The organism is Streptomyces sp. WAC04114 (assembly GCF_019733245.1).
GTDB lineage: Bacteria > Actinomycetota > Actinomycetes > Streptomycetales > Streptomycetaceae > Streptomyces > Streptomyces massasporeus_A.
In genome coordinates this window covers 1-12,691 of sequence record NZ_JAIGQA010000217.1, presented here as the reverse complement: position 1 = coordinate 12,691, position 12,691 = coordinate 1, and the positions used below count along the sequence as shown (strand labels likewise).

The 12,691-nt window shown below is 73.3% G+C and carries 15 protein-coding genes, 1 tRNA gene and 1 other RNA gene; 4 read left to right on the top strand and 13 right to left on the bottom strand.

What is annotated here, in order from left to right:
- On the bottom strand, window positions 1–1,530 hold a 1,530-nt coding region (locus K4G64_RS34825), incomplete at its 3' end, for a DNA polymerase III subunit gamma and tau (protein WP_221759897.1).
- A gap of 72 nt (window positions 1,531–1,602) precedes the next feature.
- Window positions 1,603–1,699, bottom strand: an RNA gene (ffs, locus tag K4G64_RS34820) — signal recognition particle sRNA small type.
- Between the two features lie 71 nt (window positions 1,700–1,770).
- Between ffs and K4G64_RS34815 the strand changes: the two genes are divergently transcribed.
- Window positions 1,771–1,858, top strand: a tRNA-Ser gene (locus K4G64_RS34815).
- A 51-nt stretch (window positions 1,859–1,909) separates the two neighbouring features.
- Here K4G64_RS34815 and K4G64_RS34810 read toward each other — a convergent pair.
- The 4 genes from K4G64_RS34810 to K4G64_RS34795 form a co-directional block, all read right to left on the bottom strand.
- Window positions 1,910–2,236, bottom strand: coding sequence for an amphi-Trp domain-containing protein (locus tag K4G64_RS34810; protein ID WP_221759896.1), 327 nt, complete (start codon window positions 2,234–2,236; stop codon window positions 1,910–1,912).
- 108 nt (window positions 2,237–2,344) lie between these two features.
- The gene (locus K4G64_RS34805; RefSeq protein WP_221759895.1) at window positions 2,345–2,605 is read right to left on the bottom strand and encodes a hypothetical protein; all 261 of its coding nucleotides are present in this window, start codon (window positions 2,603–2,605) and stop codon (window positions 2,345–2,347) included.
- 16 nt (window positions 2,606–2,621) lie between these two features.
- On the bottom strand, window positions 2,622–2,846 hold the full coding sequence (locus K4G64_RS34800; RefSeq protein ID WP_221759894.1) for a hypothetical protein: 225 nt from the start codon (window positions 2,844–2,846) through the stop codon (window positions 2,622–2,624).
- Between the two features lie 44 nt (window positions 2,847–2,890).
- Entirely contained in the window at window positions 2,891–3,124 is a 234-nt protein-coding gene (locus K4G64_RS34795) for a hypothetical protein (RefSeq protein WP_185008082.1), read from the bottom strand.
- Between the two features lie 146 nt (window positions 3,125–3,270).
- Here K4G64_RS34795 and K4G64_RS34790 point away from each other — a divergent pair, with 146 nt between their 5' ends.
- Both K4G64_RS34790 and K4G64_RS34785 read left to right on the top strand, forming a co-directional pair.
- The gene (locus tag K4G64_RS34790; RefSeq protein ID WP_031110278.1) at window positions 3,271–3,492 is read left to right on the top strand and encodes a hypothetical protein; all 222 of its coding nucleotides are present in this window, start codon (window positions 3,271–3,273) and stop codon (window positions 3,490–3,492) included.
- Window positions 3,493–3,584: 92 nt separating this feature from the next.
- Window positions 3,585–3,743: a hypothetical protein gene (locus K4G64_RS34785; protein WP_308122570.1), complete on the top strand. Its 159-nt coding sequence runs from the start codon at window positions 3,585–3,587 to the stop codon at window positions 3,741–3,743.
- A 37-nt stretch (window positions 3,744–3,780) separates the two neighbouring features.
- On the opposite strand, the gene K4G64_RS34780 is transcribed toward K4G64_RS34785, so the two are convergent.
- From K4G64_RS34780 to K4G64_RS34770, 3 genes are all read right to left on the bottom strand, one after another.
- Window positions 3,781–4,266 carry an MSMEG_6728 family protein gene (locus K4G64_RS34780; RefSeq protein WP_221759893.1) on the bottom strand — a complete coding sequence of 162 codons (486 nt, stop codon included), beginning with the start codon at window positions 4,264–4,266 and terminating at the stop codon, window positions 3,781–3,783.
- 61 nt (window positions 4,267–4,327) lie between these two features.
- A complete protein-coding gene (locus tag K4G64_RS34775) occupies window positions 4,328–4,798 on the bottom strand; it encodes a DUF4383 domain-containing protein (protein ID WP_221759892.1) in 471 nt (156 codons plus the stop codon).
- Window positions 4,799–4,811: 13 nt separating this feature from the next.
- Window positions 4,812–7,292: a SpoIIE family protein phosphatase gene (locus K4G64_RS34770; RefSeq protein WP_221759891.1), complete on the bottom strand. Its 2,481-nt coding sequence runs from the start codon at window positions 7,290–7,292 to the stop codon at window positions 4,812–4,814.
- A 148-nt stretch (window positions 7,293–7,440) separates the two neighbouring features.
- Between K4G64_RS34770 and K4G64_RS34765 the strand changes: the two genes are divergently transcribed.
- Entirely contained in the window at window positions 7,441–8,406 is a 966-nt protein-coding gene (locus K4G64_RS34765) for a DUF72 domain-containing protein (protein ID WP_221759890.1), read from the top strand.
- On the opposite strand, the gene K4G64_RS34760 is transcribed toward K4G64_RS34765, so the two are convergent.
- The 4 genes from K4G64_RS34760 to K4G64_RS34745 all read right to left on the bottom strand — a co-directional run.
- Complete coding sequence (locus tag K4G64_RS34760) at window positions 8,306–10,261, bottom strand: copper resistance protein CopC (protein ID WP_221759889.1); 1,956 nt, start codon at window positions 10,259–10,261, stop codon at window positions 8,306–8,308. The two genes, K4G64_RS34765 and K4G64_RS34760, sit on opposite strands and share 101 nt — an antisense overlap.
- 215 nt (window positions 10,262–10,476) lie before the next feature.
- On the bottom strand, window positions 10,477–10,956 hold the full coding sequence (locus K4G64_RS34755; protein WP_221759888.1) for a cupin domain-containing protein: 480 nt from the start codon (window positions 10,954–10,956) through the stop codon (window positions 10,477–10,479).
- Complete coding sequence (locus K4G64_RS34750) at window positions 10,953–11,561, bottom strand: GNAT family N-acetyltransferase (RefSeq protein ID WP_221759887.1); 609 nt, start codon at window positions 11,559–11,561, stop codon at window positions 10,953–10,955. Before K4G64_RS34750 ends, K4G64_RS34755 begins: the two co-directional genes overlap by 4 nt.
- Window positions 11,554–12,691, bottom strand: a 1,138-nt coding sequence (locus K4G64_RS34745; RefSeq protein ID WP_221759886.1) for a penicillin acylase family protein, incomplete at its 5' end; no start/stop codon positions are given. The genes K4G64_RS34750 and K4G64_RS34745, both read right to left, overlap by 8 nt.

Genomic DNA, 12,691 nt, shown 5'->3' with positions numbered 1-12,691 from the left:
GGGACCTCCAGGGGCACCAGGTCCGGCCTGGGAGCCGGGAGCAGGGGCATGAGCCGGGGGCGCGGCCGGTGCCGTCGGCGTCGCGCCCTGGCCTTGCGCGGGCTGCGGCGCACCCGGGCCCGTCGCCGGAGGGGCCGAGTCGGCCGCGGCCGGCACAGGACCGACGCCACCGGCGCCGGGCGAGACACCACCATTGCCCGGTGCTCCTGCTCCGGACGCACGGACGGCAGCGCGGGCCGCGGCCGGGCCGCCGCCCGATGGCACCGCGCCGCCGCCACCCGCCTGGAAGGGAGCGGCGGCCGCTCCCCCATGGCCTTCCGGCCCGGGTGCGTAGCCCGCGGCGGGCATGCCGACGGGGCCCGCGGAGTAGTTCACGCCGCGCTCGATCCGGTCGAGGCGGGCCATCACGGACCGCTCGTCGCCGTAGGCGGCGGGGAGCAGCACGCGGGCGCAGATCAGCTCGAGCTGGAGACGGGGCGAGTGGGCGCCGCGCATCTCGGTCAGGCCCTCGTTGACGATGTCGGCGGCGCGGGTCAGTTCGGCGGGGCCGAAGGTGCCGGCCTGGGCCAGCATGCGCTCGATCACATCGGCGGGGGCGTCGATGAGCCCCTTCTCCGCCGCGTCCGGGACGGCGGCGAGGATCACCAGGTCGCGCAGCCGCTCCAGCAGGTCGGCGACGAAGCGCCGGGGGTCGTTGCCGCCCTCGATCACACGGTCGACGACCTCGAAGGCCGCGGCTCCGTCGCCGGTGGCGAAGGCCTCGACGACCGAGTCGAGCAGAGAGCCGTCGGTGTACCCGAGCAGGGCGGTGGCCATGGCGTATGTCACACCGTCGGCGGCGGCGCCGGCGAGCAGCTGGTCCATCACGGACATGGAGTCACGCACGGACCCGCCGCCGGCGCGCACGACGAGCGGGAGCACGCCCTCCGCGACCGGAATGGTCTCCTTCTGGCAGACCTGCCCGAGGTACTCCCGGAGCGTGCCGGGGGGCACGAGCCGGAAGGGGTAGTGGTGGGTCCGGGACCGGATCGTCCCGATGACCTTCTCGGGCTCGGTGGTCGCGAAGATGAACTTGAGATGCTCCGGCGGCTCCTCGACGACCTTCAGCAGCGCGTTGAAGCCGGCCGACGTGACCATGTGGGCCTCGTCGATGATGTAGATCTTGTAACGGCTGCGGGCGGGCCCGAAGAAGGCCTTCTCGCGCAGGTCACGGGCGTCGTCCACGCCTCCGTGCGAAGCGGCGTCGATCTCGATGACGTCGATGGAACCGGGGCCGTTGCGCGCGAGGTCCTGACAGGACTGACACTCCCCGCAGGGTGTCGGCGTGGGCCCCTGCTCGCAGTTCAGGCAGCGCGCGAGGATGCGGGCGCTGGTCGTCTTGCCACAGCCGCGCGGCCCGCTGAACAGGTACGCGTGATTGACCCGGTTGTTCCGCAGCGCCTGCTGCAGCGGGTCGGTGACATGCTCCTGCCCGATGACCTCGGCGAAGGTCTCCGGGCGGTAGCGGCGGTACAGAGCGAGAGACGACACGCATACGAGGTTATAGGCGCCCACTGACATCGGGCCCGGCCCGGGCCCGGCCGGGAAGATCCCGCCCCGGAACGCAGACGCCCCCCACGCACCCGCCAGAGCCAACCTACCCTTGCTGCCTTCCGGCCCTGGGGGAGTTCAGTCAGATAGCGCCGCGTGAGGGGCTGCGCCAAGGCTACCTGATGTCGGGAGCGGGAACGAGTTCGCGAGCACTCCTCAACGTCTTGTATTGTTTGCGGCGGAGGATTCGCCTAGAGGCCTAGGGCGCACGCTTGGAAAGCGTGTTGGGGGCAACCCCTCACGAGTTCGAATCTCGTATCCTCCGCCAGCCCAGAGGGCCGGACCGCGACAGTGGTCCGGCCCTCTGGCGTTTACCGGCTCACGGAGATTTCGGGGCGCTCCGCTTCGCGGCGCTTCCGGTGTTCTTCCGCTTGGGCTTCTCCGCCGGCGCCTCGGTCCGGGACCGTGCCGCCCGCGTCGGTGCGGTCTTCCACTTCAGTTCGATCTCCAGCTCGATCTCCCCGCCGTCGACCTCGACCTCCAGCTCGCTGTGCAGGTCCTCGGGGATGCGCAGGCCCAGTGTTCCGGTGCCGAGTTCCAGCTCGGCGTCCCCGCCCTCCCTCAGGGCGTCTGCGAGTGCCGCGAGCTGGTCGGCGGCCTCCTGGCGTGACAGCGAACGCTTCTGCTCGAACTTGAGGTCGGTCATGGGTGCCCTCCGGTGCGGCGATGGCGGCGATGACGGCGATGGCACGAGATAGAAGGGAGGAAAGAGTCGTTAAGGCCATTTTGGCGCGATGTGGTGGCTCGGACATCCTCATGCACCCCTCGGGGCGAGGCGTACCGTCACGCCCTCGTCCCTCGACTCCCAAGGCGCACCGCGCTCCAGGGTCCGGCGCCCCTCGTCGAGCATCACCTCGCGCACCCGCAGCGCCGAGTCCACGAGCCTGCGCCACTGCCACTCGGAGTCGAAGACGCGCCTGGAGCGCTCCGTGGATTCGACCAGCCATTGGGCGGCCTCTTCCACGCCCTCCACGGACTGGGAGGCCGTACCGACCCCTTCCAGGTCCCACGTCATCCACAAGGTCACGGCGTCAGCCGCCCGCCTGCGGACCCCAGTGCTCCGGCCCCACGCCGCGCCAGTCGATCCACGAAACCTCCGCCACGTCCGCGGGGTCGATCTCCAGCCCCGCGCGGCGGAGGAACTCCGCGACATCGGTCACGTCGTGGGCGAGCCCGAGGATCTCGCCGTCCACGCGCACGCGGCGGCCGCCCGAGGGCGACGGTGGGTGCACGGTCACGCGAATCGGTCCGGCCATACCTTCAGGATCATCCGGGACGTACGGTCCCGCAGGCCGGGGCGTCACCGGTGCAGCCGCTCACGCACGTCCCCGGCCGCCCGCCCCAGCTCACGCAGCTCCCACCACGCCGCCGGGCTGGGCCGTCGCCGCTGCCAGTAGGGGTGGAAGAACGCCTGGGCCGACAGCCGCAGCAGACGTCGGCGCAGCTCGGTGCGGCCGGGCCGGTCGGCGAGCTGCCGGTAGGTGGCACTCCACTCCTGTTGCGCCCGGACGAGGTCGTCGGGAAACGTTCGCATGGCCGAATTCAATCATGTGTTCGATTTTTCGAGCCAGCGCAAGACCCGGCACAGGGCCCGGGCAACGCTTCTCTTACGTCTCGGTTCGGGCACTGGACGTGGACAGCCGCAGCGCGAGGGGCGTCGGTAGGCGCATACTGAGGCCAATGACTAAGCCTGCTGCTCCCAAGCGTCATTTGCCTACCAGCCCCTTCAAGGCTCCGGTCGCCCCCGCTCCCAAGCACTTCGCCGTGGGTGACCAGGTCACGCACGACATGTACGGGCTCGGCCGGGTCATCGGCATCGAGGACGGGATCGCCGCGCTCGTGGACTTCGGTTCGGCGCAAATGCGGATCCTGAGCCCGTACGCCAAGATGACCAAGCTGTAGGACCTCCGTGCCCGGTCAGGGCACGCCTGGCCCTGACCTGGGCCAGTAACGAAAAGAGACCTCTCATCGAACCGACTTCGCTGTTCTCCGCCGTGGAAGGGCAGACCAGCCGTTCCCGTGCGGCGTCGCCGGCTCCGGCGACCAACCCCTTCCAGGCCCCGGACTTCGGGGAGGACGACGCCTTCCCGCTCGACGACCTGACGGAGCAGCCCGCCCCGTCCGGACGTCCGGCGCGCCGCAGGGCCGCCTAGTCCCCGCCCGGCCCACAGCGACTCGAAGCGGCACCCGTCAGTCGGGTGACGGCTGCCCGCCCGTGCGGTCCGACGTCGGCCAGACGTACGGCAGATCGTCGGGGACGTCCGGGAAGAGGGCCGCGTAGGTCTCGGGGTCCTTGCGGACCAGGGCCGAGCGGTGGCTCTCGTGGAACGGGTCGTCGCCGAGCCAGGGCGGGAGTTCGCCCTCGGCGGCCAGGAGATGCTGGTCGCGGATCGGGGCGTGAGGGCGGGTCGCCGCCAGGTCGGCCACGAGCGTCGCCGCGCAGGTGTCCTGGTGGCCCTGTTCGCGCCAGACGCGGCAGATCTCCAGGCCGTAGCGGACCAGCGCCTCCTCGTAGCCGAGCCACATCTTCACGGCCGGGTGGCGGCGCCAGCCGTAACCGGGGACGACCAGGCCGCGCAGGACCTGCAGCGTCTCGACGCGTTGTTTGCCGAGCCGGCGGCGGTCGAGGGCCAGGGCCGTGGTGCGGAAGTCGGGGTAGGGCAGGAAGGTCTGCATACCGTCCTCGGTGATCCTTGCCGTGCGCCGGGGGTCCTGTCCTTGCCGTGCGCCGGGGTCCTTACCGTGCTTCGGGTCCCTGTCGTGCGCCGGAGGGCGTCTCGCGCCGGCTGAGGGCCAGGGCCAGGCCGATCATGGCGACGCCCAGGACGCAGTGGAGCCAGTCGTCCGCGGTGTTCAACGGCACGAAGTTGGCGTCGCTGTCATGGCCGACCGACAGGCCGTACACCCACAGCACCAGGTAGACGGCGCCGCCGACCAGCAGATACGAGTACGCTCCCGCGGCCGTGCCCGCGAGGATCAGACCCGCGAGGCCGTAGCCCAGGTGCACCAGGTTGTGCAGGATCGACACCTGGAAAAGGCCGAACAGTTCGGCGCCCGACTCGTGCGAGGCGAACTCCAGCGAGCCGTAGTCGGTGGTGACGCCGGGGAGGAAGCCCAGCACGCCGATCACGAGGAAGACCAGGCCGAGCAGCACGGCGGCCTGCTGGACGGGGGCGCGGGCGGCCCGCCGGGACGCGGGTGTGGTCATGTCCGGTGGCTCCTCACGCCGGGGTCAGTGCCTGTTCCGCCCAGATGGTCTTGCCCGCCGCGCTCTGGCGGGTGCCCCAGCGCTCGGTCAGCTGGGCGACGAGGAGCAGACCGCGCCCGCCCTCGTCGTAGCTGCGGGCGCGCCGCAGGTGAGGAGCGGTGTTGCCGCCGTCGGAGACCTCGCAGATCAGGGTCGTGTCGTGGATCAGCCGGAGCTGGACCGGCGGTTCGGCGTGCCGGATGGCGTTGGTGACGAGCTCGCTGACGACCAGTTCCGTGACGAACACGGCGTCGGAGAGCCCCCACCGCTCCAGCTGCGCCACCACGTCCTTGCGGGTCTGCGCGACCGCGGACGGGTCGGCCGGCACCGCCCAGGTGGCGACCTGCCGCGCGTCGAGCGCACGGGTGCGTGCGATGAGCAGGGCCACGTCGTCGGCCGGGCGCGGGGGCAGCAACTCGGTGAGGACCGTGTCGCACAGGGCGTCCAGCGAGGCCGCCGGGCGGGTCAGGGCCTCCCGCAGCCGGCGCACTCCGGTGTCGAGGTCCCGGTCGGGCGTCTCGACCAGGCCGTTGGTGTAGAGGGCGAGCAGACTGCCCTCGGGGATGACCACCTCGGTGGCCTCGTACGGCAGGCCGCCCACACCCAGCGGGGGCGCGGCCGGGAGGCCGACGAGGTCGACGGTGCCGTCGGGGCTCACCACGGCCGGTTCGGGATGCCCGGCCGCGGCGAAGCAGCAGCACCGCGTCACGGGGTCGTAGACGGCGTACAGGCAGGTGGCCCCGACGTCGCTCGAGGTCTCGGGGGAGCCCGCACGCCTGCCCTCGGTGTCGCTCTCCTCCTCGGTGTTCAAGCGGGCGACCAGGTCGTCGAGGTGGGTGAGCAGTTCGTCGCAGGGCAGGTCGATGTCGGCCAGCGTGCGGACCGCCGTGCGCAGCCGCCCCATGGTCGCCGAGGCGACCAGGCCGTGGCCGACCACGTCCCCTACGACTAGGGCCACCCGCGCGCCCGAGAGGGGGATGACGTCGAACCAGTCGCCGCCGACGCCGGCGTGGGGGCCCGCCGGGAGGTAGCGGGAGGCGACCTCGACGGCCGCCTGCCGGGGCAGCCGCTGTGGCAGCAGGCTGCGCTGGAGCGTGACCGCGGTGGCCCGCTCGCGGGTGTAGCGGCGGGCGTTGTCGATGCTGACCGCGGCCCGGGCGGCGAGCTCCCCGGCCAGGACCAGGTCGTCGTGCTGGAAGGCCTCCTGGTTGCGGTGCCGGACGAAGAAGGCGACGCCCAGGGTGGTGCCGCGGGCGGCCAGCGGCACGGCCATCGCGGAGTGGATGCCGAACGCCCGGACCCGGGCGGCGCGGGCCGGGTCGCGGGCGAGCCAGGCGGTGAACGCCGGGTCGGTCACCTCGTGCAGGGCGGGGCGTCCGGTGCGCAGGCTCTCGAAGGGCATGGAGCCCGGGGGGTAGGAGTCGACCGCGCCGACCGCCACGGCCGACTCCGGGGCGTCCGGGGACACCGACCGCAGCGCGGCCCGGCGCAGCAGCAGCGGTCCGTTCGCCGGGATCGCCGACGCGGGCGGCTCGGGTGCGTCGTCCAGGGCGGCCAGCAGATCGACGCTGACGAAGTCGGCCAGGACCGGGACGGTCACGTCCGCGAGCTCCTGGGCCGTGCGCGTCACGTCGAGCGTGCTGCCGATGCGCCGGCCGGCCTCGGCGATCAGCTGGAGGCGCTTGCGGGCCCAGAACTGCTCGGTCATGTCGTGCGCCGAGAGGCAGACGCCCCGGATGGTGCCCTCGTGGTCGCGCAACGCGGAGATGAAGACCGACCAGGCGTGTTCATGGTTCTCGCCGGATGCGCGCAGGTAATTCTCCTGGTACTCCGGTTCGCCGGTGCGCAGCACCCGGGCCATGCTGCGTTCCGCCCGCAGGCCGGCGTCGTGGTCGCTGATCTCGGACACGCGCAGGCCCCGCATCTCCTCCTCGGTGAGCGCGGCGGACCGTTCCATGTCGGCGTTGGCCCGGCGCAGCCGCAGCCGGGTGTCGTAGATCGCCTGGGCGCAGCACGGGGACTGGGCGAAGCTCCAGCTCACGAGGGACTCGTCGAGGCCGGCCGGTGGCTGCCGGTCGGTCAGGGCGGAGACGATGAGCCAGGCGGGGGCGCCGGCGCCGGGCGGCCGGTGGTGGGCGAGGATCCTGACCGTCAGTTTCCGGCCGTCACGGTGCCGGAGCGCCACGTCGCCGCTCCAGCGGGGCAGCCCGGCGAGCGTGGGCAGACCGCCCCGCACCGGGATCGGCTCGGCCAGCAGGTCCGCGGCACGGCGGCCGGTCAGCTGCTCGGCCGAGTACCCGAGGAGCCGCTCGGCGCCCGCGTTCCAGCCGGTCACGGTGCCGTGTTCGTCGAGGGTGACACGGGCCGTGAGGGATGTGTCGACGAGGGCTTCGAGGGTCTCGGGTTCTTCTCCGAACGACCGGCCGGCCCGGCCGACGGTGACGGGCTGCTCCATGGTCGGTCATCTCGCTCTCGGGGAGAATCAGCCGTAACACCGGATTTGCACAGATATCACCCGCTTACCCCGATTGTGGCGGGTCTCACCGTGACGTCCGGCCGAGACGCGGAGCCTGCCGCCGCCGGGCCCGGGTAACCGCTCCCCCATGGGTCAGATCCTCGTGGGCACGTGTTCCTGGACCGACCGGGCGCTGGTCGGCAGCGGCTGGTACCCGCCGGGGCGGCGGGACGCCGAGGGGCGGTTACGGCACTACGCCGAGCGGTTCGGTGTCGTCGAGGTCGACGCCTCGTACTACGCGCTTCCGGGCGAGCGGAACAGCCGGTTGTGGGCCGAGCGCACACCGGACGGGTTCGTGTTCGACGTGAAGGCGTTCTCGCTGCTCACCGGGCATCCCACCCGGGCAGCGGTGATGCCGGCCGGGTTGCCGGCCGAGCCGCGGGACCCGGCGGTCCTCGACGAGGTGTGGGCGCGGTTCGCGGCCGGGATCGAGCCGCTGCGGGAGGCCGGGCGGCTCGGGAGCGTGCTGTTCCAGTTCCCGCCCTGGTTCCGGCCCGGGCAGCGGGCTCAGGCGTTCCTCCGGGAGTGCGCGGAGCGGACCGAGGGCTGGCCCGTCGCCGTCGAGTTCCGGCACCCCTCCTGGTGGGAGCCGGGGCAGGACGAGGCGACCGGCGCGCTGCTGACCCGGCACGGCCTGGCCGCGGTCGCCGTCGACATGACGCAGACGCTGCCCTCCTCCGTCCCGCCCGTCACCCCCGTGACCTCGCCCCGGCTCTCGGTGATCCGGTTCCACGGCCGCAGCACCGCGTGGGGCACCGGCAGCAAGGAGGACCGGTTCCGGCACGCCTACGACGAGAACGAACTCGCCGAGTGGCTGCCCCGCGTGCATCGGCTGGCCGAGCGGACCGAGCAGGTCCACGTGCTGTTCAACAACTGCTGCGGTGACGCGGCCGTCCGCGCCGCCGAGAGCATGACACGGCTCCTCGACCGGGACCGGACGGCGGCACGGCTCCCTAGGGCGCGATCCGCACCCGGCGCTCCACCGACACCTGGTCCACGTCCGACACCCGCACGGTCGTCTTCATCGTCCAGTTCCCGGCGAGCGGCAGGTTGACGGAGTTGGTGGTCCAGTAGCCGCCCCGGTCGACGAGTTCGGCGTCGATCGGGCCGACCTTCCGGGAAGGCAGGGTGAAGGTGATGCGGACCTCGGGAACGACGGTCAGGCCCTTGTCGGAACCGGCGACCACGGCCTGGATGCCGTTCTCGCCGACGCGGGCCGGGTCCAGGGTGACCTGGACCGTGCCGCGTCCGCTCACGGATGCCGTGCCGGTGTCGTAGGGCACGGTGACCAGGGTGGTGGGCGGCAGCGCGCCCGCCGGGGCCTGCCGGGCCGCCTCGGCCTGGGCACGGGCCGGGAGGGTCCCCGTGAGCACGGTGGTGATCATCAGTACCACTGCCGCGACGGCGACCTCCACCAGGACGGACCGGCGCAGCAGGCGCCGGGCGTCCGGACCGGCTCCGGGCGCGGGAGGCTCCTGTGCTGCCTTGTCCGAGGGAGGCTCCTGCGCTCCCTGGTCCGAGGGGGGCTCCTGTGCTCCCTTGTCCGCGGGAGGCTCCTCCGTCCGCTTGTCCGGCGTCTCGGGTTCCCCGGTGCCCGGGCCCTCCGCCGGTGCACCCACCGGCTGCGGGACGCGCTTGTGGACGGCGGCCGCCCGGGGCACGGTCGTAGCGGGGGCCACCCGCGGCACGCTCGTCGCCGGGGCCGCGATCCGCGCCGTCCAGCGCCGTGAGTACCGGGCCGCCAGCAGCAGCACGACCACCCCGGCCAGTTTGGCGAGCAGCAGACGGCCGTACGACGTGCCGGACAGCGCGGACAGGGAGCCCAGGCCGCGCCATGACTGGTAGACGCCCGTGACGGCCAGGACGGTCACCGCCGCGAAGGCGATCCGGGAGAAGCGGGAGACGACCGCGGCCATCTCGTCCGCCACTCCGTCCGCCATTTCGTCGGCCCTGTCGTCCGCCACGCCGTCGCGGGACGAGCGGCGCAGGGTCAGCAGCAGCGCCACCAGGCCGCCGAGCCAGACGCCCGTCGCCAGCAGGTGCAGCACGGACGACGTCATCGCCAGCGGCACCTGGATCCCGGCGGAGGCGTGCTCCGCCGCCGCCCAGGTCAGGGCCAGGGCCGCGGCCAGGGCGGTGCCGGCCGCCAGGGCGAGCGGCCGCTGCCCGGCGTCACGGCGCCTGGACAGCCACATCAGGAAGGCCGCGGTCAGCAGGAGGACGGCGAGCCGGGCGAGCAGGGCCTGGCCCGGGCGGCCGGTCAGGGTGCGGCCGAGGGCGGCGGCGTCGAACGCGTCGGCCGGGCCGGTGCCCGCCTCGTACGGGGCGCGCAGCAGGAGCAGGACGACCGTCGAGCCCACGAGCGTCCACCAGGCCGCCACCAGCGGCCGGCGCAGGGCGGAGGTGTCCGCGGGCCGGCAGAGCAGGGCGAACGCGGCCAGGCCGACGAGCAGCGCGCCGGCAAGGTAGGCGAGGTAGCGGGCGGCGTCGTTGAGGCCGCCGGTGAGCGGGTCCTCGGCCGGGCCCGTGTCGATCGGGGAGGTCGTCGCCGAACGCTTGCCCACAGAGAAGGAGAAGGCGCCGGAGACGGGGTGGCTGTCGGCGGAGACCACCCGCCAGGCCACCGTGTACGTGCCCTGGGCGAGCTTGCGGGGCAGACCGATCCGGGCGGTGTCGGAACGGCCGTCCGCGTGCGTGGCCTCGCCGGTGTGGACCCGGCGCTGGTCGGGGCCGAAGACCCGGAAGGAGTCGTCGAGCAGGCCCACGGACTCGGTGAAGGTCAGGGTGACGTGACGGGGGGCCCGCTTGACGACGGATCCGTCGTCGGGGTCGGTGCCGCGGAGGGCGGCGTGGGCGGAGGCGGGGGCTGCTCCGGCGAGGAGCAGTACCAGCACGGTGCCGAGCAGCACCAAGGCTTGGAATCGCCGGGGATGTCCGACATTGCGATCCTCGTTCCGCCGTTGGTCCACGTAGGTCTCCGGGGTCGGGCTGTACGGCTACGAGTGAAGTACGGACCTGATGGGTGTAGTGCTCACCTGAAGTACGGACCGGATGGGTGTTGTGCTCGGGCTCGGCAGAGGTGTCGTGCCAACCGAGCCCGAGAGACGTGCGGTGCTCACCGGGCTCAGGAGGCAGGCCTGGACAGCCGCGCGATCTCGTCGGCCACCGCCGGATAGCGGGCCGTCAGCTCCGCGGCGTCCCCGTGCTCATAGCCGTCGAACGTGAAGCCGGGCGCCATCGTGCAGCCGAACAGGGTCCACTGCCCGGCCCCGCGCACCCTGCCGCCCATCCACGTGCCCGCCGGCACCGTGAACTGGACGTGCTGGCCGTTCAGGACGTCCGGCCCGAGGACCACCGTCCCCGTGCTGCCGTCGGGGGCGAGCAGGAGGAGCTCCAGGGGATCACCCCGGTAGAAGTGCCAGATCTCGTCCGTCGGCAGGCGGTGGAGGGCGGAGAAGTCGCCCTCCGTCAGGAGCGCGACGATCGCCGTGCCCTCCGGCCTGCCGTCGGGCCGTTCGGGGCCGGCCCAGGTCTGGCGGAACAGGCCGCCCTCGCTCGGGATCGGTTCGAGGCCGTAGTGGGCGATGAGGTCCTCTGGGGTCACGCGGGGAACAGTATCTCCCGGTCGAGGAAGGCGAGCTGGGCCTTCTTCTGCGGCAGATACACGTCCGGGAGGTCGATCTCCGGCAGCACCACCACCGGCCCGGCGGCGAAGCCGAGCTTGAGGAAACGGGCGACGGCCTTCTCGTTGCGCACGTCCGGGTCGACCACGACCCGTTGGCGGTCCAGGCCGAGCAGGACGTATCCGGCGACGACAGACACCAGCCGCGCGGTCCAGCCGGGCCGCGCGCCGCCCGGTCCTGCGGGGGCGAGGAGCAGGTGGACGCCGATGTCGCCGGGGCGGACCTGGTAGCACTCGCTCACCCGGTCGGCCTCCGGCTCGTAGGTCTGGAGGAGCGCGACCGGCTCGCCGTCCCGGACGACGAGGTAGGCGTGGTGGGTGTCGAGCGTGGCCATGTGGGCGTAGATCCCGGCGACCTGTTGCTCGGTCAGGTCGGTCATGCCCCAGAAGGCGGCCCGGTCCTCGCCGACCCACCGGTGGATCACCGCGGCGTCGGCCCCGGGGTCGAGCGGCAGGACGCGGACGGTGCCGAAGCCGTCGATCACCTGCTCGTGGACGGGCGTGCGGGCGGCGTACGGGTCAGACATCGGTTTCCTTCTTCAGCCGGGTCCAGTCGGTGACGACCGGGACGAGGTCGCCCGCGAGCCAGAGGGGCAGCTGGTCGCGGTGGTGGGGCGAGCCCGGGACGCCCGAGGCGCCGAGCGGGACCACCCAGCGGCTGTCCTCGCGCCGGGCCAGGTCCCAGACGTAGCGGGCGGCCGGCCCCCGGGCGGCGCGGTCGGTGAGACCCGGCACGCCCGAGGTGCACAGCACGCAGTCGTGGTCGCCGGACAGCCCCGGCTCGTCGTACGGCTGCTCCGGCTCCAGTGCCCGCCAGGGGGCGAGACGGTGGGTGTCGCCCCAGACACCGGCCGGCGGGCGCAGGGCCACGTCCTCGACGGCGGCGCGGACGGCCGCCGGGCGGTCGATGCCGTACAGCTCCTCGGCCCGCAGCAGGTGTTCGAGGGCGAAGCCGACCCGGGGGACGAGGGCGAGCCAGGGCTGGAACACCTCCGGGTACGCCGGTGGTGTGGTGAGCGCGGCGAACGCCGGGTGCGCCGCGAGATGCCGTACGACCGCTCCGCGCACGGCCGCGTAGAGGGCCGCGTCGGCGCTGCCGGCGTCCATGCGGCGGTCCCAGCCGAGGAGTCGGTCCCGGAGGGCGGCTGCCTCGGGGGTGAGGTCGTCGAGGGCGTCGAGGTGGTCCAGGAGGGGGGAGGCGGAGGCCAGGTGGGTGTCCGTGTGGAGGGCGGGCATGTCGGCGGCGGACCAGCGCTCCTTGCCCGCGAGCAGCGCGGCGATGCGGTCGGCGCGGTGCGGCGGGGCGAACTCGACGCCGAGGGGTTCGGCCGGGCCGCGCTGGTTGGCCATGACGGCGACACCGTCGGTGAGTCCGGCGCGGGGCGGCACGTGCCAGCCGTGCCAGTCGTGGCCGGGCTCCCAGGCGGGCACGACCCGGAGCGAGTTGGCCTGGGCGCGCAGCGGCACCCGTCCGGCCACGCGGTGCAGGACACCGCCCTCGGTGTCGGCGGCCTGGACGACGTTGACCGGCTCGGCCCAGCGGTCGAAAGCCCGGTCCACATCGGCCACCCGACGGGCCCGCAGCAGCGGCAGCAGCGCGCCGAAGCCGAGGTCGCCGGTGACGCGGGGCGGGTAGCGCAGGCTGATGGCCGTGGGT

Bases quoted from the DNA above. Each gene is read 5' to 3' on its own strand.
- K4G64_RS34810 (WP_221759896.1), bottom strand. From the start codon at position 2,236: ATGACCGACCTCAAGTTCGAGCAGAAGCGTTCGCTGTCACGCCAGGAG.
- K4G64_RS34805 (WP_221759895.1), bottom strand. From the start codon at position 2,605: ATGACGTGGGACCTGGAAGGGGTCGGTACGGCCTCCCAGTCCGTGGAG.
- K4G64_RS34800 (WP_221759894.1), bottom strand. From the start codon at position 2,846: ATGGCCGGACCGATTCGCGTGACCGTGCACCCACCGTCGCCCTCGGGC.
- K4G64_RS34795 (WP_185008082.1), bottom strand. From the start codon at position 3,124: ATGCGAACGTTTCCCGACGACCTCGTCCGGGCGCAACAGGAGTGGAGT.
- K4G64_RS34790 (WP_031110278.1), top strand. From the start codon at position 3,271: ATGACTAAGCCTGCTGCTCCCAAGCGTCATTTGCCTACCAGCCCCTTC.
- K4G64_RS34780 (WP_221759893.1), bottom strand. From the start codon at position 4,266: ATGCAGACCTTCCTGCCCTACCCCGACTTCCGCACCACGGCCCTGGCC.
- K4G64_RS34775 (WP_221759892.1), bottom strand. From the start codon at position 4,798: ATGACCACACCCGCGTCCCGGCGGGCCGCCCGCGCCCCCGTCCAGCAG.
- K4G64_RS34770 (WP_221759891.1), bottom strand. From the start codon at position 7,292: ATGGAGCAGCCCGTCACCGTCGGCCGGGCCGGCCGGTCGTTCGGAGAA.
- K4G64_RS34765 (WP_221759890.1), top strand. From the start codon at position 7,441: ATGGGTCAGATCCTCGTGGGCACGTGTTCCTGGACCGACCGGGCGCTG.
- K4G64_RS34750 (WP_221759887.1), bottom strand. From the start codon at position 11,561: ATGTCTGACCCGTACGCCGCCCGCACGCCCGTCCACGAGCAGGTGATC.